The sequence below is a fragment of the Lacihabitans lacunae genome (assembly GCF_042649125.1).
Taxonomy (GTDB): Bacteria; Bacteroidota; Bacteroidia; order Cytophagales; family Spirosomataceae; genus Leadbetterella; species Leadbetterella lacunae.
In genome coordinates this window covers 3,551,861-3,570,015 of sequence record NZ_JBHRYQ010000001.1, presented here as the reverse complement: position 1 = coordinate 3,570,015, position 18,155 = coordinate 3,551,861, and the positions used below count along the sequence as shown (strand labels likewise).

The 18,155-nt window shown below is 35.9% G+C and carries 17 protein-coding genes and 1 tRNA gene; 10 read left to right on the top strand and 8 right to left on the bottom strand.

Annotated elements, in window-relative coordinates:
* Positions 1 to 10 precede the first annotated feature (10 nt).
* On the top strand, positions 11 to 919 hold the full coding sequence (locus ACFOOI_RS15415) for an MBL fold metallo-hydrolase (RefSeq protein WP_379838909.1): 909 nt from the start codon (positions 11 to 13) through the stop codon (positions 917 to 919).
* 56 nt (positions 920 to 975) lie between these two features.
* Here the strand turns inward: ACFOOI_RS15415 and ACFOOI_RS15410 are convergent, their stop codons facing one another.
* The 3 genes from ACFOOI_RS15410 to ACFOOI_RS15400 form a co-directional block, all read right to left on the bottom strand.
* Positions 976 to 1,902, bottom strand: a complete 927-nt coding sequence (locus tag ACFOOI_RS15410) for a helix-turn-helix domain-containing protein (protein WP_379838908.1) — start codon at positions 1,900 to 1,902, stop codon at positions 976 to 978.
* A gap of 276 nt (positions 1,903 to 2,178) precedes the next feature.
* Positions 2,179 to 3,342 (bottom strand): acyl-CoA dehydrogenase, encoded by a 1,164-nt coding sequence (locus ACFOOI_RS15405; protein ID WP_379838907.1) that lies wholly within the window; start codon positions 3,340 to 3,342, stop codon positions 2,179 to 2,181.
* A 94-nt stretch (positions 3,343 to 3,436) separates the two neighbouring features.
* Entirely contained in the window at positions 3,437 to 3,928 is a 492-nt protein-coding gene (locus ACFOOI_RS15400; RefSeq protein ID WP_379838906.1) for a hypothetical protein, read from the bottom strand.
* A gap of 251 nt (positions 3,929 to 4,179) precedes the next feature.
* On the opposite strand from ACFOOI_RS15400, the gene ACFOOI_RS15395 reads away from it, so the two are divergent.
* The 7 genes from ACFOOI_RS15395 to ACFOOI_RS15365 all read left to right on the top strand — a co-directional run bounded on the left by ACFOOI_RS15395 (position 4,180) and on the right by ACFOOI_RS15365 (position 12,039).
* Positions 4,180 to 4,992: an exonuclease domain-containing protein gene (locus tag ACFOOI_RS15395; protein ID WP_379838905.1), complete on the top strand. Its 813-nt coding sequence runs from the start codon at positions 4,180 to 4,182 to the stop codon at positions 4,990 to 4,992.
* A gap of 77 nt (positions 4,993 to 5,069) precedes the next feature.
* On the top strand, positions 5,070 to 5,414 hold the full coding sequence (nuoK, locus tag ACFOOI_RS15390; protein ID WP_379838904.1) for an NADH-quinone oxidoreductase subunit NuoK: 345 nt from the start codon (positions 5,070 to 5,072) through the stop codon (positions 5,412 to 5,414).
* Positions 5,415 to 5,438: 24 nt separating this feature from the next.
* On the top strand, positions 5,439 to 7,376 hold the full coding sequence (nuoL, locus tag ACFOOI_RS15385; protein ID WP_379838903.1) for an NADH-quinone oxidoreductase subunit L: 1,938 nt from the start codon (positions 5,439 to 5,441) through the stop codon (positions 7,374 to 7,376).
* Between the two features lie 25 nt (positions 7,377 to 7,401).
* Positions 7,402 to 8,853, top strand: coding sequence for a complex I subunit 4 family protein (locus tag ACFOOI_RS15380; RefSeq protein WP_379838902.1), 1,452 nt, complete (start codon positions 7,402 to 7,404; stop codon positions 8,851 to 8,853).
* Positions 8,854 to 8,896: 43 nt separating this feature from the next.
* Entirely contained in the window at positions 8,897 to 10,288 is a 1,392-nt protein-coding gene (locus ACFOOI_RS15375; protein WP_379838901.1) for an NADH-quinone oxidoreductase subunit N, read from the top strand.
* A 205-nt stretch (positions 10,289 to 10,493) separates the two neighbouring features.
* The gene (locus ACFOOI_RS15370; RefSeq protein ID WP_379838900.1) at positions 10,494 to 10,685 is read left to right on the top strand and encodes a hypothetical protein; all 192 of its coding nucleotides are present in this window, start codon (positions 10,494 to 10,496) and stop codon (positions 10,683 to 10,685) included.
* Positions 10,686 to 10,782: 97 nt separating this feature from the next.
* Complete coding sequence (locus ACFOOI_RS15365) at positions 10,783 to 12,039, top strand: M16 family metallopeptidase (protein ID WP_379838899.1); 1,257 nt, start codon at positions 10,783 to 10,785, stop codon at positions 12,037 to 12,039.
* Here ACFOOI_RS15365 and ACFOOI_RS15360 read toward each other — a convergent pair.
* Entirely contained in the window at positions 12,036 to 13,256 is a 1,221-nt protein-coding gene (locus ACFOOI_RS15360; RefSeq protein ID WP_379838898.1) for a DEAD/DEAH box helicase, read from the bottom strand. The two genes, ACFOOI_RS15365 and ACFOOI_RS15360, sit on opposite strands and share 4 nt — an antisense overlap.
* 106 nt (positions 13,257 to 13,362) lie before the next feature.
* On the opposite strand from ACFOOI_RS15360, the gene ruvX reads away from it, so the two are divergent.
* Entirely contained in the window at positions 13,363 to 13,779 is a 417-nt protein-coding gene (gene ruvX / locus ACFOOI_RS15355; RefSeq protein ID WP_379838897.1) for a Holliday junction resolvase RuvX, read from the top strand.
* 33 nt (positions 13,780 to 13,812) lie between these two features.
* Here the strand turns inward: ruvX and ACFOOI_RS15350 are convergent, their stop codons facing one another.
* From ACFOOI_RS15350 to ACFOOI_RS15335, 4 genes are all read right to left on the bottom strand, one after another.
* Positions 13,813 to 14,322: a phosphoheptose isomerase gene (locus tag ACFOOI_RS15350; protein ID WP_379838896.1), complete on the bottom strand. Its 510-nt coding sequence runs from the start codon at positions 14,320 to 14,322 to the stop codon at positions 13,813 to 13,815.
* Positions 14,323 to 14,336: 14 nt separating this feature from the next.
* Complete coding sequence (era, locus tag ACFOOI_RS15345) at positions 14,337 to 15,224, bottom strand: GTPase Era (protein WP_379838895.1); 888 nt, start codon at positions 15,222 to 15,224, stop codon at positions 14,337 to 14,339.
* Between the two features lie 323 nt (positions 15,225 to 15,547).
* A tRNA-Met gene (locus tag ACFOOI_RS15340) sits at positions 15,548 to 15,620 on the bottom strand.
* Positions 15,621 to 15,740: 120 nt separating this feature from the next.
* On the bottom strand, positions 15,741 to 16,982 hold the full coding sequence (locus tag ACFOOI_RS15335) for a DUF819 family protein (RefSeq protein ID WP_379838894.1): 1,242 nt from the start codon (positions 16,980 to 16,982) through the stop codon (positions 15,741 to 15,743).
* A gap of 200 nt (positions 16,983 to 17,182) precedes the next feature.
* Between ACFOOI_RS15335 and ACFOOI_RS15330 the strand changes: the two genes are divergently transcribed.
* Positions 17,183 to 18,136: an aldo/keto reductase gene (locus ACFOOI_RS15330; protein ID WP_379838893.1), complete on the top strand. Its 954-nt coding sequence runs from the start codon at positions 17,183 to 17,185 to the stop codon at positions 18,134 to 18,136.
* The last annotated feature ends 19 nt before the right edge of the window (positions 18,137 to 18,155 follow it).

The window sequence follows — 18,155 nt, the reverse complement described above, 5'->3', positions numbered from 1 at the left end:
GTAGAATAAAATGAGAAATATACTTTTTTGTTTTCTACTCTCTACGTTTTATCCAAGCGAAATATTAGCTCAGCGGTCATATGTTGAGGTTTTAGGGATTGCTCAAGATGCTGGATACCCACAAGCTGGATGCCCAAAAAAGTGCTGTGAAGCTTTGCATTATGACCCAAGCCTACGGCAAAATGTAGCAAGTATAGCTTTGGTAAATGAAACCAAAAGTTCATATTGGATTTTTGATGCTACACCGGACTTTACTACTCAAAACAACCTTTTGTACCACAGCATAAAAAGCAGTACTTTAGGTGGAATATTTCTCACACATGCTCATATTGGACACTATACTGGCCTTGTTTATTTGGGCAGAGAGGCCATGAGTACATCCAAACTGAGAGTATTTGTGAGGCCAAAAATGAAGCTTTTTTTAGAAAATAATGGCCCTTGGAGCCAGTTAGTAACTCTTGGAAATATAGAATTAAAAGACACCCAAAAGCCTGTCCAACTAAATTCAAACCTAAAAGTTGAGTCGTTTTTGGTGCCACATAGAGATGAGTTTTCGGAAACCGTTGGTTACAAAATCAGCAGTAGTTCCAAAAGCTTAATTTACATACCAGACATAGACAAATGGTCGAAATGGGAAAAGAACCTTGCAGACCTAGTTAAGGAAAATGACTATTTACTTTTAGATGGCACTTTTTTTAAAGATGGAGAGATAAACCGACCTATGTCAGAAGTGCCACATCCGTTTGTAAGTGAAACTATGGAAGTTTTAAATAACTTAACAGCCGGCCAAAAATCGAGAGTTTATTTTATTCATTTTAATCATACCAATCCCCTTTTATCAAAAGATTCTGCTGAATATACAGCAGTCATTAAAGCTGGATTTAATGTTTCTTACCAAGGCTTAAAACTAGAATTATAAAAAGCACAAAAAAAGCCGAAGACAACTTCGGCTTTCAATTATCTATTTTCTATTGATTATTTTCCAATCATTAGAGATTCTCTTCTTCTCATTTTTCCTGCCGGAATACCAAACATCATTTTAAATCTTCGACAGAAATACGCGGTGTCTTTATAACCAACTTCCGAACCAATGGCCCTGATACTCTTTTTAGAAGTACGAAGTAAGTTTACAGCTTCTTCCATTCTTTGGTATTCAATGTAATCTTGAGGATTAATTCCAGTCAACATTTTGAAATATTGACCTACATAATCTTCCGATACATTGGCAACATTAGCCAGTTGCTTGTTTGACAAGTCACCCGAAATATTGTTTTTGATATACGTGAATATGTCAATCAATCTCGGATCTTTGAAATATGTACTGTTTGTAGCCAACTGCTCCACAAACATTCTATTTCTAAGTATATATCTGATAACTTCAATTACCGCTTCTTCAGTTTTGTTAGCAATTACTCTACCTCTACCAGCTTCGTCGGTGAAGTCTTCAATTAATATTTCTTTTATTAACTGAGCTAACTTTGAATCTTTGTATATAAAAAATGGAGGAATATCTAACGAAGTAAAAAAGTTTACTGAGTCAAACACCTTAGCTTCAAATGATATTAGTCCAAATGAGTTTTTAACGATACCTATTTCAGAAGGCTCATGCATGGCCTCGAAATAATTTTCTCTTCTGGTCATAAACTCCTCAAAAGATATTGGCTTGGGCTCACCTACACCATAGGTAATGGTTGTAGCCTTACCTCCAGGGATAAACAATATATCTCCAACTTCTATTTTTTCATCGACTCCTTCTATTCTTACGTCACCGTTATATAAAACCAATAACGTATTTTCAACATCATAAAAGTTTTTAATCTTAATGGGTTGAAGGATATTAATGTGGCGTGCTTTTCCAAACTTTACGCCCAAAGACTCGATGATTTTATTATAATCTTCCATAATATTCAGTTTCTAGTTCGCTTTTTTTTAAGTTAAATGTAATTTTCGCTTTTTCTATGTATTGTACAAAACTAATAATAAATAATTTAGGTTCAAATACCCCAAACATTTAAAATTGTTCTTTTTGTTATACGTTTCTTTGAATTATTAATGAAAAATATAAAAATCGTCTAATTATTGAGCGGTGCTGATAAATGCATTCTATCCTCAAATTATGTAATAAACATAGGATACAATAAAAGGGCCAAAAGGCCCTATATGGTATTTTTTATAGATTTACTTTAAAATTTCTCTCGCAATTACCATCTTCTGTATCTCTGTGGTTCCTTCATAAATCTGCGTAATTTTGGCATCACGCATCATTCTTTCTACGTGAAACTCTCTCACATATCCATAACCGCCGTGAATCTGTACGGCTTCCGTAGTGGCCCACATCGCTACTTCTGAAGCATAATATTTTGCCATTGCGGCTGACTCTACATAATCATTGCCAGAATCTTTGTCTCTTGCAGCTTTGTAGACCATCCATCGAGCAGCCTCTATTTTTGTACGCATTTCTGCTAACTTAAACTGAATCGCTTGGTGCTCTGCTATAGGCTTTCCGAAGGTTTTTCTTTCTTTCGCATATTTTACGGATAAATCAAATGCTCCAGCGGCTATGCCTAATGCTTGGGCGGCTATGCCTATTCTTCCTCCATTGAGGGTGCTCATGGCAAACTTAAAACCAAAGCCCTCGGCTCCTATTCTATTCTCTTTTGGAACTTTCACATCCGAAAACATCAGTGAGTGTGTATCTGATGCTCTGATTCCCATTTTGTCTTCTTTGTTTCCAATAGCAAAGCCAGGCGTACCCTTTTCTACAATTAAACAATTTATACCTTTATGTTTTAATTCTGGATTGGTTTGGGCCATTACTAAACAAATAGACGAAGAGTCTCCGTTTGTAATCCAGTTTTTAGTGCCATTTAATAAATAATGATCGCCTTTATCTTCGGCTGTGGTACGTTGAGAAGTGGCATCAGAACCAGCTTCGGGCTCCGACAAACAGAATGCACCTATTACTTGACCCGAAGCTAAGGGCGTCAAAAACCTCACTTTTTGTTCTTCTGAACCATATGCTGCTAGGCCATAACAAACCAATGAATTATTGACAGACATAATTACGCCAGCCGATGCGTCTACTTTGCAAATTTCTTCCATTGCCAGCACGTAGCTCAAAGTGTCCATGCCGCTTCCACCATATTTGGCGTCTACCATCATGCCCATAAAGCCAAGCTCTCCCATTTTTTTCGCTTCTTCTTTAGGAAACTTAACGTGTATATCTCTTTCAATTACGCCAGGCAATAAATCATTTTGGGCAAAGTCTCTCGCAGCGTCTTTGACCGCAATATGCTCTTCAGATAACTGAAAATTAAGCCCTTCAAGGTTTTTTAAGCTCATTATATTTAAATGTTTTGTTGATGAATCAAAGATATAAAAACAAAAAACAGTATGCAAGCATACTGTTTTTCAAAATCTAATATTTTTGTTTGCTTTAAATTGCTGTTTCAAAAAAGCGATTATAGAAACTATTATCAGCCTTAATTTTCCAATTATCTTCTAGCTGACTTAACAACGTGATTTGATTGTTAAAAATTGTAGTTGTAGGTTTAATTTTCCCCTCTGAAATAGCTTTTTTTACTCCGAAAATGCTACAAACCTGAAGTTCACCATTTTCAAGATAAATCAATGATCGATCAAAAAAGTCAATATTAAAACGCTCATTAATTTGTTTTATCCATTTTGTAGACGAATCTATTGAACAACCACTTGCGGCATTTTGATCTTCGTTTAAGCCAATAATAAGAAAACGACTATTTTCAAATTTAAAAGACCCTAGTAATGGAGCACCATGAGCATTCCAGCTAAAAATCCCTTCTTTCAAAACTTCTGAAATAGCGACTTGTTCATTTTCACTTAAAGCTCTATTTGCTTGATATATCCAAATTCTGCTGCTTTGGGGCAGCTCTTCAAAATTAACCCACATAGTTTGATTTATTATTGACTTAAAACTAGAACGAATCTTTTAAAAAAATAATTCTGTGCGATTTACTCAAAAAATGATTTTTAAAATCTTACACATCAAACGCAATCAATCGGACAAAAATTTAAATCATTTGATAAAAGGATATAAAAATATCAATTAATTGAATCTTAAACCTCTTATGTTCCCATAATCCTAAATTGTTTCCCTATTTTTGCCCATTAGAATAGCACTTCAAAAAAAATGCGATTTAGATGATAACACATACGCTCAAACTTAAGAAACCTGTGGCTTTTTTCGACCTAGAAACCACAGGAGTAAATATTTCGAAAGATAAAATAGTAGAGATTTCTATTGCCAAAGCCAATATAGATGGCACAGTAGAGGTAAAAACTAAAAGGATCAATCCAGGAATGCCAATTCCATTAGAGTCAAGTTTAATACATGGAATTTATGACGAAGATGTAAAAGACGAGCCTCTATTTAAACAACTAGCCAAATCTTTATCTCAGTTTTTAGAAGGTTGTGACCTTGCGGGTTTTAATAGCAATAGATTTGATATACCGATGTTGGTCGAAGAGTTTTTGAGAGTTGACAATACGCTTTTTGATGTAAAAAACAGAAGGTTTATAGATGCTCAACGTATATTTCATATGATGGAGCCTAGAACATTAGTAGCGGCTTACAAGTTCTACTGCAACAAATCACTTGAAAACGCTCACAGTGCTGAAGCCGATACATTGGCTACGCTCGAGGTGGTTTGTGCCCAAGTTGAAAAATACGAAGGTGTAAAACTGAAAAATGAAAAAGGAGAGGAGTATGAACCGATTCAAAATGACATGGATAGCCTCCATAAATTAAGCTCAAGCAACCTTGTAGACTTTGCCCAACGAATGACTTTAAATGCAAAAGGTGAAATAGTATTTAACTTTGGAAAATTCAGCGGTAAAAAAGTAGAGGACGTGCTTAAAAAAGAACCTCAATATTACGATTGGATTTTAAATAATGACTTCCCGTTAGATACAAAAAGGAAACTAACGGAAATCAAAATCCAAATGATGAAATAACATTTTATGCTTTTTAGAGTTTTTTACTCGAATTAATATTAATTTTGCGGAAAATTTAGTCAAATATACCCAATAGCATGTTTGAAAGTAACTTAGACCAAATCCCGAATGTATTTATGCAAATTCAGCTTACAAACTATGTTTTGTTAGCTACTATGTTATTTGTTATAGGTATTGTGGGCGTACTCATCAGAAGAAATGCAATCATCATTTTTATGTCAATAGAATTGATGTTAAATGCTGTCAATTTATTGTTAATAGCTTATTCTTCTTACAGATCTGACCCCAATGGCCAGATTTTCGTATTTTTTATTATGGCAGTTGCCGCCGCTGAAGTAGCCGTAGGCCTAGCCATAATAGTAATGATATACCGAAACATCAGAACCATCGACATCGGTTTGCTAAATAAATTAAGAGGTTAATTTTCTAATTCAATTTTAAATAACATGTCATTAATTCCTCTAATACCCCTAATTCCACTTATCGGTTTTTTGATAAACGGCTTAGGTTTTAGAAAAATATCTAAAAGCCTTGTACCAGTTATAGGTACTGGAGCTTCACTTCTTTCATTTTTGTGTGTAGTCGCAACCTATTTTCAGTTCATCCAAACTTCAGACCCAATAATAGTTTCTCTATTTGAGTGGTTTTCTGTAGGCTCTGTTAAAGTAAGTTTCGCCTTTCAAGTGGATCAGCTCTCGCTTATCATGTTGTTTGTGATTACGGGCGTGGGAACACTCATCCACCTTTATTCGGCTGGATACATGAGCCACGACGAAGGATACGGTAAATTCTTCGCTTACCTAAACTTGTTTTTGTTTTCGATGCTAATATTAGTATTGGGAGCAAACTACCTGATGATGTTTATCGGATGGGAAGGCGTAGGTCTTTGTTCGTTTTTGCTTATTGGTTTCTGGAATAAAAATGTTTCTTTTGGAGACGCTGCCAGAAAAGCCTTTGTGATGAACCGCATAGGTGACTTAGGTTTCTTAATTGGAATCTTTCTTCTATTCCAAAAATTTGGAACTTTAGAATACCTTGAGATTTTTGAAAAAGCTAAATCACTTTCAATTGGCGACCCCGACGTGGTTTTAATCACTTTTGCCTTGTTTATAGGTGCAATGGGTAAGTCAGCACAGATTCCACTTTTTACTTGGTTGCCAGATGCCATGGCGGGTCCTACTCCTGTTTCAGCCTTGATACACGCCGCCACCATGGTAACTTCGGGGATTTACATGATTGTAAGATCAAACATACTCTATACACTTTCACCAGTTACGCTTGAGTTTGTAGCTTGGATAGGTGTAGCTACAGCACTATTGGGAGCGTCCATTGGCTTGTTCCAAAACGATATCAAAAAAGTATTGGCTTACTCTACAGTGAGTCAGCTGGGTTATATGTTTTTAGGCTTAGGTGTAATGTCGTATTCGTCAGGTTTGTTTCATGTAATTACACACGCATTTTTCAAGGCATTGTTATTCTTAGCTGCTGGAAGCGTAATTCACGCTATGAGCGACGAACAAGACATTAGAAAAATGGGCGGACTTTGGCCTAAAATAAAAATAACGGCCATCACCTTCTTAATAGGAACTATTGCCATCAGTGGTATTCCTCCTTTCGCAGGTTTCTTCTCTAAAGACGAAATACTAGCACATGTTTTTGAACATAACAAGGCTATGTGGGCATTAGCACTATTAGGTTCGTTTATGACAGCCTTTTATATGTTTAGGCTATTCTTTTTAACCTTCAAAGGTGAGTTTAGAGGTACCAAAGAACAAGAGCACCATTTGCATGAGTCGCCTTCTACCATGACTATTCCATTGATGGTTTTGGCTATACTTTCGGCAATCGGCGGTTTTATTGGATTCCCCGAAATATTCCATTTGCCCCATAGTCTAAACGATTTCTTAAATCCAATTTACGATGGGTCAAGAACCGTAAACCAACACTTCGGTGCTTTACATTTAGATCATAACACCGAATATACATTAATGGGAGTTTCTGTATTAGTAGCGGCCTTGGCTATATTACTAGCTTTTGTTAGATACGGAAAAGGTCAAAATGTACCTGAAGAGGATTCGCAAATTACGGGTATTACTAAATTAGTTTACGACAAATATTACATCGACGAGTTTTATCAAAAGCTATTTGTTAACCCAATCACGGCGTTATCTAAGTTTTTGGGGAATATTTTTGACACTAAAATATTAGATGGAGTTGTAAACGGTGTAGGCACGGGTGTAGAAGCTTCAAGTGGATTAATTAGAAGAATTCAGGTAGGTGGAACCGCAAATTATCTACTGTTTTTAACAGCGGGTATAATCTTAATTTTAGTATTTGGTTTTGTTCCTCATCTTTTTGAGGCACTAAAAGCCGTAGCAAAATAATTTAAATTTATTTTAAGAGGAAAATATGATTACGCTTTTACTTATTTTAATTCCTTTACTATTGGGATCTGCTTTTTTGTTAAATTCAAAACAGGAGAGTTCTAAAATTGTAAACATAGGAACTGGCTTTACCTTATTAATCGCTTTTGTATATATTGCCGGTTTTATACAATATAACGCGGGGCAAGTTGCTAACTTAGACTTGAAAGCTGCGTGGCTACCAAGCTTAAACATTAATTTCCACATTGGTTGGGATGGACTAGGGGCCGTAATGATGGGCTTAACCGCTACTTTGGTTCCTATTATTATGTATTCGCTAAAAAGCTTTGAGTATGAGAATAAATCAAAACTTATTGGACTTATTTTATTAACTCAGTCTGCTCTTTTTGGTGTTTTTGCGGCAAAAGACATATTTGTTTTCTACTTCTTTTTTGAACTAGCACTAATTCCCGTCTATATCATCGCGAACTTTTGGGGTGGAAAAGACGCCTCTAAAGTTACTTTCAAAATGTTGGTTTATACCATTTTTGGTAGCTTATTGATGTTGGTTGCTTTCATTGTCCTGTATATGAGAGGGCAATCTTCTGACATAGAATCTATAAAAGTAACAATCAGCCTAGTGCCGAAAGTTATCCAATACTTCGCTTTCTGGGCATTCTTAATTGCCTTTATGATCAAAATGCCTGTATTTCCATTACATACATGGCAGCCAGATGCATATTCTAAATCGCCAACACCAGCCACGATGCTTTTGTCTGGTCTATTATCTAAAATGGGGGTTTTCGGATTATTAAGAATCCTTGTTCCTTTCTCTCCTTTTGCTTTGGAAAGCTATGCACTAATGGTTTCCGTTTTAGGAATCATTGGTTTGATATATGGTTCTATCATTGCCATTCAGCAAGACAGCATGAAACGCCTGATAGCTTATTCGTCATTTGCTCACATGGGAATCATGGCGGCAGCAGTAATGACTGCATCAGTAGAAGGAATTCAAGGTGCCATTTTTCAAATGGTTGCTCACGGATTTAACGTTGTCGGTTTATTTTATATAGCAAAATTGATTGCTGACAGAACAGGCTTAAGAGAATTGAGTGCATTGGGTGGACTAAGCCAAAAAGCCCCGAAACTTGCCGTGATGTTTATGATAATTTTATTGGGGAGTGTGGCACTACCATTAACCAATGGTTTCATTGGAGAGTTTTTGATGCTAAAATCTATATTTGACTTTAATAATATATTAGGAATAGTGGCTGGATTAAGCATAATCTTAGGAGCAGTGTATATGTTAAGGTTTTTCCAAAAAACTATATTTGGAGATTTAAATGCCAAAAACGAACAAATAGCTGACCTTACCTCAACCGAAATGTGGGTTTTGGTACCAATAGCCATAGTAGTTTTGGTAACTGGGCTTTTCCCAAGTTTAATTTTAGAAATCAGTGAGCCATTTGCGAATGCTCTCAGCAATATCACAAAATAGAACAAATTTGTAATTCTTTGAAAGAAGAAAAAAAGTTTAATATATGTATCCGATAATATTTTTATCAATAACTGGCCTTCTAACATTGTTTTTAGGATTTCTTAAAAACAGGGCCTTGATATTACCTCTTTCTATATTGTTTTTAATAGTAGGCCTAGGTCTAAATTTTTTAGATTGGAATGCACCTGGTTTATATTTCAGCGAAATGCTTGAAATCTCAAACCATCTTATTATAGTTCAAAGCATATTGATAATATCTGCGGCATTAATATTAGGCTTGGGTTTTGGCTTATTTTCTGATCTTGATTCACACCCAGCTGAATATTTTGCAATCATTCAACTAACTTTGGTAGGGGCTTTAATAATGGTAAGTTTCCAAAACCTATTGATGTTATTTGTTGGCCTAGAAATCCTTTCTTTGGGCTTGTATGTGTTGACAGGAAGCGACAAAAGAAATTTACGAGGAAATGAAGCGGCCATTAAGTATTTTTTAATGGGGTCATTTGCCACAGGTATTTTATTATTCGGAATAGCAATGTATTACGGAGCATCGGGCTCATTTAATATACACAGTACCATAAACCTTGCTGGAGCTAAATTTGAAGGTAAAATATTCTTCTATATTAGTATTCTTTTCGTTTTAATAGGTCTTTTATTTAAAGTTTCAGCTGCTCCTTTCCACTTTTGGACTGCTGATGTTTATCAAGGTGCTCCTACTCTTTTTACAGCCTACATGGCAACTATAGTAAAAACTGCAGGCTTCTTTGCCATCTACAGATTGTTTAGTACTGCATTTAGTTTTGAATATGACCTATGGGTAAATATTATTGTGGGAGCCATAATCTTGAGTTTACTAATTGGCAACGTAACAGCGGTATTTCAAAATAGCTTTAAAAGAATGTTAGCATTCTCATCTGTTTCGCAAGCAGGCTTTATGCTCTTTAGTATAATTGGCCTTGGAGCCAACTCTGCATCTAGCCTTGGTTTTTACAGTGCTAGTTATGCATTGGCAACGGTTACTGCGTTTGGAGTGCTTTTAATAGTATCGGGTTCTCATTTAGAGAATGGAAGACCAAACGAAAACATCGAAGTATTCAACGGCCTATTCAAAAAAAGTCCTTTACTGGCGGTAGTTCTTATGGTATCTATGCTATCTCTTTCTGGTATTCCACTAACTTCAGGTTTTTGGGGCAAGTTCTTTGTCTTTAACGATGCCGCCTCGAAAGGCTTCTTATGGTTATTGGTATTTGCAGTTATAATGTCGGCTGTATCTATTTATTACTATTTCAAACCTGTAAGGGCAAGCTTTAGCAATAAGTCCGTTCACGAAGGTGAGATAGAGCTTTCTGCCGCTACTAAATATACCTTAATATTGAGTACAGTATTAACTATATTGTTAGGAATAGCTCCTCAGCTTCTTAAAGGAATCCTTTAAGATTTAGGCAATTCTTAAAAACACGAAGGTGAATTTTAAGGTTAAAAAGTGAATATTTTTAAGTACTTTGTGATTATTCCGAACAAACGTTGCATTAAATCAAGTTTTTAAAGATTTCTTTAAGTTTTTTTTAAGAAATTCATTGCCAGTTCTTAAAAACCCTTTAAGTTTGTATTGTCTTTAAAACAAATAAACAAACAAACAAATGAAAAAAGTATTAGGATTTTTATTCGTAGCTTCAATGATTTCTTTCGCTTCATGTACTTCAGCTACTGAAGAGGCTACAGAGGCTGTAGAAGAAACTGCTGCTGTTGTTGATTCAACTGCTTCTGCAGTTATGGATTCAGCTGCTGTTGTTGTTGATTCAGCTGCTACTGCTGTTGAAGCTGCTAAATAAGAACTCGTTTCTTAAAGAAATTTGGCCTTATCATTTTGATAAGGCTTTTTTTTTGTCTTTTTTTAAGCCCAAATAATTAATTAGCAGAACCGCATCAATGGACAGAAGTATAGGCCCAAAAATCTCAGAAGAGATAACCATTAAAATACCTAAAGCAGAAAAGGTTAATCTAAACAATAACATTCAACTTTACTTATTGCCAAACCCAAACCTCGAAGTCTTTAGACTTGAGATAGTTTATGATGCGGGGTCGGTATTTGGCGAAAAATATGCTGACGCCTACTTCTTATCTAAAATGCTAACTGCTGGTACAGAAAAGTTAACCGCAGCCCAAATAGCGGAAAAGCTAGATAACTTTGGCGGCTTTTTGGAAGTAAACCAAAATCACGAACGTCTACAAATTGTACTCCATGGTTTACAGGTTCATTTTGATAAATATTTGACCACTTTAAAAAGCCTAATTTACGAATCTACTATTCCTGAAGAAGAGCTCACAATCCAAAAAAACATAAGCAAGCAAACCTATCTAGTCAACAATGAGAAAACAGCGTTTGTGGCGTCTTCTGTCATTAAAAAAGCGTTGTTTGGAAATGAGCATTCTTTCGGAAAATCAATGGATGCTGAAGAGATAGATGCAATTGACAAAAATGGATTAACTAAGTTTTATAATGACTTTATATTAAAGTCGCCCTTTAAAATATTTTTAAGTGGCAAGTTTGATCAAGAGCAGATTAAACAGCTCAATGAGACCTTTGGTCAAGCACCAATATTAAGTACAGAAAGAACCTTTGGCTTACCAAGCTTACAAGCTCCTCAATATCAAAAAATAGAAAAAGAGGGTAGCCTACAAAGCTCCATCCGTATTGGCAAAGTTACTTTTAACCGCAACCACCCAGATTTTTATGGCTTTATGGTCATGAGTACACTTCTTGGAGGGTATTTTGGAAGTAGACTAATGAAAAACATTAGGGAAGAAAAAGGCTTAACCTACGGTATATCGTCTCAACAAGTGCCTTTGGCAGGTACGGGGTATTTTTTGATCGGCACAGACGTTAACAAAGAAAATGTAGCGGTTGCAATTGAAGAAATTCAAAAAGAAATAGATATTCTTAAAAATACAAATGTAGACGCCGATGAGCTTTCTATCGTGAAAAACTACATGTCAGGGTCTATTTTGGGGGGCACAAACACAGTTTTTGACCTAATGGACAAACAAAAGGCCATCATTTATGAAGGCCTTCCGCTTGATTTCTATGATAACCTTATCCCTGAAATAAGGAAAGTTGATGCTGAACAAATAAAACAAATAGCCAATACGTATTTAAACGATTTGACTACCATAATAGTTGGTTAAGCCTTTGGGCCACTTGGCGGCCCACTTTTTGGTTTTTTCTTAAAAAATTTCTTTTTCTTATAAGGACCATTATCTTTACTGACAACCGCTGTAAGTTCTTTTCCAGTTAAGTTTTCTGCAAATATTTTACGGTCGATAAGCTTTTCAACCCTAGCTAGCTTCCTTCGGTCAGTTTGGCTAACAATGGCTATTGCGGTACCTTTTTTATCACCACGGGCCGTACGACCAATTCTGTGTATAAAGTCTTCGGGGTTTGATGGCAAATCGTAATTAATCACAAGCTCTATGCCATCTATATCAATCCCTCTTGAAAGTATATCGGTTCCTACTAGTACATTTACTCGTTTACTTTTAAAGTCGTTTATAAGCTCAATACGCTCTTCTTGTTCTAAGTCAGAATGGAATGACTTTACCAAAATTCGCCTATCCTGCAGTTTACGCTCTAACTTTTTTGCAGAATCTTTGGTTCCCACAAAAACAATAACCGACTCGTATGTATTGGGCTTTAAAATCTCAACTAAGGTTTTAAACTTGTCTTCTTCATTTACCAAAAGTACTTTCTGGTCTATTCCTTCTGCGGGTTTAGATGTAGCAATGTTTATGCTTTCAGGGTTGAGCATAATTTTCTGTGCCAATTTCCTAATGTTGGGAGGCATTGTAGCCGAAAACAAAATTGTTTGTCTATCTGTAGGAATATGACTTATGATATGCACAATATCATCAAAGAAACCCATATCAAGCATTCTGTCTGCTTCATCCAAAATCAAGTGTTTGAGGTTTTTGAAGTCGATTTTTCCTGAGCTGAGCAACGCAATTAACCTACCAGGAGTGGCAATTACTATTTCTGCTCCCATTTCTAGGGCTCTTTTTTGAGTCAAAAACGTTTCTCCGCTACCTCCACCGTATACTGGAATTGAACTAACCCCCAAATAATACGAGAAGCCCTCTATCTGTTGGTCAATTTGCATCGCTAACTCTCTTGTAGGAGCCAATATCAGCGTATTTAGTTGATTGTTTTCTGAAGTAGCTAACTTATTTAAGATTGGCAAAACGAAAGCTGCCGTTTTACCCGTACCCGTTTGGGCACACGCTATAAGGTCTTTCCCAGCTTGGATTACAGGAATAGCCATTTCTTGGATAGGGGTTGGTTTGTCAAAACCCATATCATAAAGGCCATCGTTAAGTCTATCGCTGAAATTAAAATCTGAAAATTGCAATGTTTGGTATATTTAATCAATCATAAAGATAAGCAAAAATATCCAAGTCTGCTGATTAGTAATGCATAGTTGTATGTATTAACTTTGGAAAAACAAACAAAGAATTATGCCACGAGTACTCGCTATAGATTATGGTAAAAAAAGAACAGGATTGGCAGTTACTGACCCTTTGAAGATAATAGCTACCGCATTAGAAACCGTGCTAACAGTAAATTTGATGTCTTACTTAGAAGATTATTTTAAAAAGGAAGAAACCGAGGCTATCGTGTTGGGGCTTCCAGTAGATCTAAACTCAAACGATACAGATTCTACAGCTGAAGTTAAACAGTTTGCTGAGATATTAAAACTAAAGTTTCCTGCTATAAAAGTACACTTTCACGACGAAAGATTTACCTCCAAAATGGCGGTCAGGTCTATGATAGACTCAGGAATGAAAAAGAAGGACAGACAAGTAAAAGGAAATATAGATAAAATTAGTGCGGTAATTATCCTACAAAGTTTTTTGGAAAGTCAGAGGTTTTAAAAAAATGGGAGCCAAAATTGACTCCCCATATTTTTATCTTCCAAAATCATCTTGTACTCTAACTATATCATCTTCATTTGAAGGATTGTTCTTGTCAGTATGTTGCCATATTTCGGCTACAACTCCCCAACCGTCTGCACCCAACAACCTGTGTCTTTCGCCACATTTTAGGTTTATCACTTGCCCAATCTCCAAAGGCAAAGGAATCGTTTCTTCATCTGTATCAGAAATAACAACTCCGGCTACGCCACCAATTAGCTTCCATATTTCCGCTCTACGGTGATGGTATTGCCAAGAAAGTCTTTTTTGAGGAGCAACCACCAATATTTTTGGGCTAAGTTTTTCAAATCCAGCAAAGTCCTCTAAGCTCAAATGTGAGAAAAAACGCTCAATGAAGCTAGGTGCTTGGCTTTCGTTAATAACAAAAAAGCCTCCCCATGGACGTGTTTGGTCGGAAGAAACAACCTCAAAACCCTCTTTTGCTATAAATTCAGCAATTGATTCAAAGACTTCATCTTTCTGATGATTTTTTTCAATTTTCATATACTGTGTTTTATTTAATAACCAAATCGATCAAGTTTAATACGCTTTTGACGCCAGTCTTGCTCGACTTTAATATACTGTTCTAAAAATATTTTTTTACCAAAAAACTGTTCCATTTCTAGTCTTGCTTCCGTACCTACTTTCTTGATTCTTTCACCTTTGTGGCCCAAAAGTATCGCTCTTTGAGTGTCTCGTTCTACATAAATCTCGCTCGAAACTCGAATTATATCATCTGATTCTTTAAAAGCAGTTACCACAACCTCACAGCTATACGGAACTTCTTTTTTGTAATTTAAGAATATTTTTTCTCTTATTATTTCTGCTGCAAAAAATCGCTCTGGTTTATCCGTTAACTCATCTTTAGGGAAATAAGGAGGATGCACGGGCATCAACTTAATAACCTGCTCCAACAAACCTTCGATTCCGATATTCTGCAAAGCCGAAATCGTCATTATGTGAGCCGGATTCAAAACAGCTTTCCAGTGTGTGATTTTTTCTTCTATTATCTCTGGGGTTGCCAAGTCCATTTTATTAATGATGAGAATAATAGGACTTTGTGTTTTTTGAAGTTTCTGAATTACATCTTCTTCATCGTATTTTTCATAAATATCCGTTACAAACAAAACCACGTCAGCGTCTTCAAGCGAACCATGTACAAACTCCATCATGGCTGAGTGCAACTCGTACTGAGGTTTTATTATTCCAGGCGTATCACTATAAATTAACTGAAACTCCGAATCTTCGGTTTCGCCATTTACTATACCCATTATACGATGCCTGGTGGTTTGGGCCTTGGAGGTAATAATAGAAAGCTTCTCTCCTACTAACTGATTCATTAGTGTAGACTTCCCTACATTTGGCTTACCTACTATGCTAATAAACCCTGCTTTGTGTTCTTTCATATTTTATTCTTTGTCCAAATTGACAAAGTCTTAATTTCTATTAATGAAGATGTTTTTTTTAATACTTTGACCCAAACACAAAGTTTGAAATTCAAATACAATTTTCAGACCATTAAAGTATGGTTTGGAATAATTTTGTCATAAAATTAAAAAAATCATTTGTGCTTTTCTAAATCTAATATCTTGATTTTGAGAAAAAAATAAGACCCAATAATTAATTCTAATTAGAAATAGGCTACAGAATAAAAGTTTAGATTAAATGACTTTAGAAATATACGAGAATTTTGGTCAAAAAAAAAGGAGGTCAAAGGACCTCCTGATAGTAGCGGGAACAGGACTCGAACCTGTGACCTTCGGGTTATGAGCCCGACGAGCTGCCAACTGCTCCATCCCGCGATATTGGACTGCAAAGATAAGAAAGATTTTTGCAATTACAAAAAAACTTTGAAATAAACTCAAAACAAAAGGGTATCTAACTATTAAATAGAGCTTTATAGAATAAAATATTTTTAAGGATTAAACAAAATTCATGAGCCAAGCGGATAGAATGCCCGCATATGTACCAATTACATGACTTAAAACTGCCAACAACACACCAACTGGAGCCAAAGAAGGATGAAAAGCCGATGCAACAGCAGGTGCAGTGGCTACTCCGCCAATGTTTGCTTGACTCCCGACTGCAACAAAAAAGAATGGAGCCCGAATAACTCTTGCCACAATTAACATAACGACAACGTGAATAAGCATCCACAAAACCACAACGGCCAACAAGCCAAGGTTAGCACCAATAGAAAATAGGTCAAGTCGCATCCCTATGGTCATAATGAGAAAATATATAAAAAGAGTAGCAAAGTCAGTACTCCCAAGTTTTTCTAACTTTCGAATTTTAGTAAAAGATAACCCAATTCCGATAGTAGTAGAAATCAAAACCAACCATAAAAACTGAGAATTAAACGGCTCAAGTCCATGGTCCAGCATCCACGCTTTGTGTGGAAGTAATGTATCTGAAATATAACTACTCAAAACATGTGCAACGGCCGTACCTCCAAATCCTACAGCCAGTATTTTAGTAATGTCTTTTAGGTCCGCTGGCTTGTCTTTTGTCTCTTTATATTTTAAAATATTCGCCTTTACCTCTTCTATAGAAGTAGTGTCTGCTTTTAACCACCTATCTATTTTATCCGTTATGCCAGCTCCATAGAACAATATCGCAGTCCAAATATTGGCAACAAGTGCATCTATCACCAATATTATAACAAATAGCTCTTCGGAACAACCGTATATCTCTTTTAAAGCCAATTGGCTACTGCTCCCTCCTATCCAACTACCCGTAATGGTCACCAACCCTTTCCAGTATCCTTCGGTTTGTGAAGCCAACTGAAAACTACTAGACGACCCACTAACGATTTTTAGTGCGATTGGCCCACCTAAAACAATACCTATAGAACCCGCAAAAAATATAATTAACGCCTTTTGGCCTAATCCTAAAATGGCTTTTAAGTCGGCAGTAGAAGTCAAAAGAATTAAAGCCGCAGGAAGTAAGAGCTTTGTAGAAAACTGATAAAGGCCCGAAGCCTCACCATCTATAATACCGAAAGAGTTCAGAAAGCCGGGTATGATATAACAAAACAACAAAGCAGGTACAAAACCAAAAATGGCTTTCCAATATTTGTTTTTACTTTCTGATTTACTAAACAAAAAGTAAAGAATCACAATAAAAAAACCTGCGATTACGGCGTCATTTTGAATTTTTATCATCTTTGAAGTTTATAGTCTTTAGGGCTTTTAAGATATCAACTTACGAAAAAAATATAAGCTATTTATCCTTTTTCTTTATCATAATTTCCCTTGCTAGAATAACTTCCATTTTTCTTTTTCTAAAAAACACATGATTTAAGATGTTCAAAAGTTATTTTTGTAACAAATTGGAATTCAATAAAAACAAAAACTTTATTTTCATGAAACATCTTACGTTTGAAAACAACGATAATATGCCAGCAATTGGCCTAGGAACTTGGAAGTCTTCACCTGGCGAAGTTTACAAGGCTGTCAGAAAAGCAGTAGAACTTGGATACCGACATTTTGACTGTGCCCACTTATACGGAAACGAAGCTGAAATTGGTCAGGCTTTATCTGATGTTTTAAAAAACAATGAAGTAAAAAGAGAAGACCTTTGGATAACCTCTAAACTTTGGAATAACCGCCACAGACCTGAGCAAGTTTTGCCAGCATTTAATGTTACACTCAAAAACCTCTGTTTAGATTACCTTGACCTATATCTAATACATTGGCCGGTAGCTATAGTCGACGAAGTAGATTTTCCATCTTCGGGTGCTGAGTTAGTTAGCTTAAATGATATTCCGCTTTCTAAAACTTGGGAAGGCTTAATTGGCTTAAAAGAAAATAACCTAAGTAGACACATCGGCGTATCTAATTTTAGTATAAAAAAAATAGAGGGATTAATAGCTGAAACTTCTGTAAAACCAGAAGTGAATCAAATAGAAATGCACCCGTTTTTGCAGCAGAAAAAACTAAAGGAATATGCAGATCAAAATGGCATTTTCTTAACGGGATATTCTCCATTGGGTTCGTCAGATAGACCTGCTATTAGAATTCAAGCTGACGAGCCAAAGCTTTTTACAAACGAAACAATATTGGCATTGGCCGAAAAAAATGGAATTTCTGCCGCACAAATGATTTTAGCTTGGGCAGTTAACAGAGGTACATCTGTAGTACCAAAATCTGTAAACCCGGGCAGACTATCTGAAAACCTTGCTGCCGCAAACATCGTCTTAGAATCGGAAGACATGGAAACCATGAATGCACTAGACAAACACTACAGATATATAAAAGGAGATTTTTGGTGCTTAGAGGGCTCCGACTATACGATTGCAAATCTTTGGGACGAATAATTAAACAAAAAATAGAATA

What these genes read in the sequence shown, in the direction of transcription:
- ACFOOI_RS15415 (WP_379838909.1), top strand. Translation starts at nt 11, where the DNA reads ATGAGAAATATACTTTTTTGTTTTCTACTCTCTACGTTTTATCCAAGC.
- ACFOOI_RS15410 (WP_379838908.1), bottom strand. Translation starts at nt 1,902, where the DNA reads ATGGAAGATTATAATAAAATCATCGAGTCTTTGGGCGTAAAGTTTGGA.
- ACFOOI_RS15405 (WP_379838907.1), bottom strand. Translation starts at nt 3,342, where the DNA reads ATGAGCTTAAAAAACCTTGAAGGGCTTAATTTTCAGTTATCTGAAGAG.
- ACFOOI_RS15400 (WP_379838906.1), bottom strand. Translation starts at nt 3,928, where the DNA reads ATGTGGGTTAATTTTGAAGAGCTGCCCCAAAGCAGCAGAATTTGGATA.
- ACFOOI_RS15395 (WP_379838905.1), top strand. Translation starts at nt 4,180, where the DNA reads ATGATAACACATACGCTCAAACTTAAGAAACCTGTGGCTTTTTTCGAC.
- nuoK (WP_379838904.1), top strand. Translation starts at nt 5,070, where the DNA reads ATGTTTGAAAGTAACTTAGACCAAATCCCGAATGTATTTATGCAAATT.
- nuoL (WP_379838903.1), top strand. Translation starts at nt 5,439, where the DNA reads ATGTCATTAATTCCTCTAATACCCCTAATTCCACTTATCGGTTTTTTG.
- ACFOOI_RS15380 (WP_379838902.1), top strand. Translation starts at nt 7,402, where the DNA reads ATGATTACGCTTTTACTTATTTTAATTCCTTTACTATTGGGATCTGCT.
- ACFOOI_RS15375 (WP_379838901.1), top strand. Translation starts at nt 8,897, where the DNA reads ATGTATCCGATAATATTTTTATCAATAACTGGCCTTCTAACATTGTTT.
- ACFOOI_RS15370 (WP_379838900.1), top strand. Translation starts at nt 10,494, where the DNA reads ATGAAAAAAGTATTAGGATTTTTATTCGTAGCTTCAATGATTTCTTTC.
- ACFOOI_RS15365 (WP_379838899.1), top strand. Translation starts at nt 10,783, where the DNA reads ATGGACAGAAGTATAGGCCCAAAAATCTCAGAAGAGATAACCATTAAA.
- ruvX (WP_379838897.1), top strand. Translation starts at nt 13,363, where the DNA reads ATGCCACGAGTACTCGCTATAGATTATGGTAAAAAAAGAACAGGATTG.
- ACFOOI_RS15350 (WP_379838896.1), bottom strand. Translation starts at nt 14,322, where the DNA reads ATGAAAATTGAAAAAAATCATCAGAAAGATGAAGTCTTTGAATCAATT.
- era (WP_379838895.1), bottom strand. Translation starts at nt 15,224, where the DNA reads ATGAAAGAACACAAAGCAGGGTTTATTAGCATAGTAGGTAAGCCAAAT.
- ACFOOI_RS15335 (WP_379838894.1), bottom strand. Translation starts at nt 16,982, where the DNA reads ATGATAAAAATTCAAAATGACGCCGTAATCGCAGGTTTTTTTATTGTG.
- ACFOOI_RS15330 (WP_379838893.1), top strand. Translation starts at nt 17,183, where the DNA reads ATGAAACATCTTACGTTTGAAAACAACGATAATATGCCAGCAATTGGC.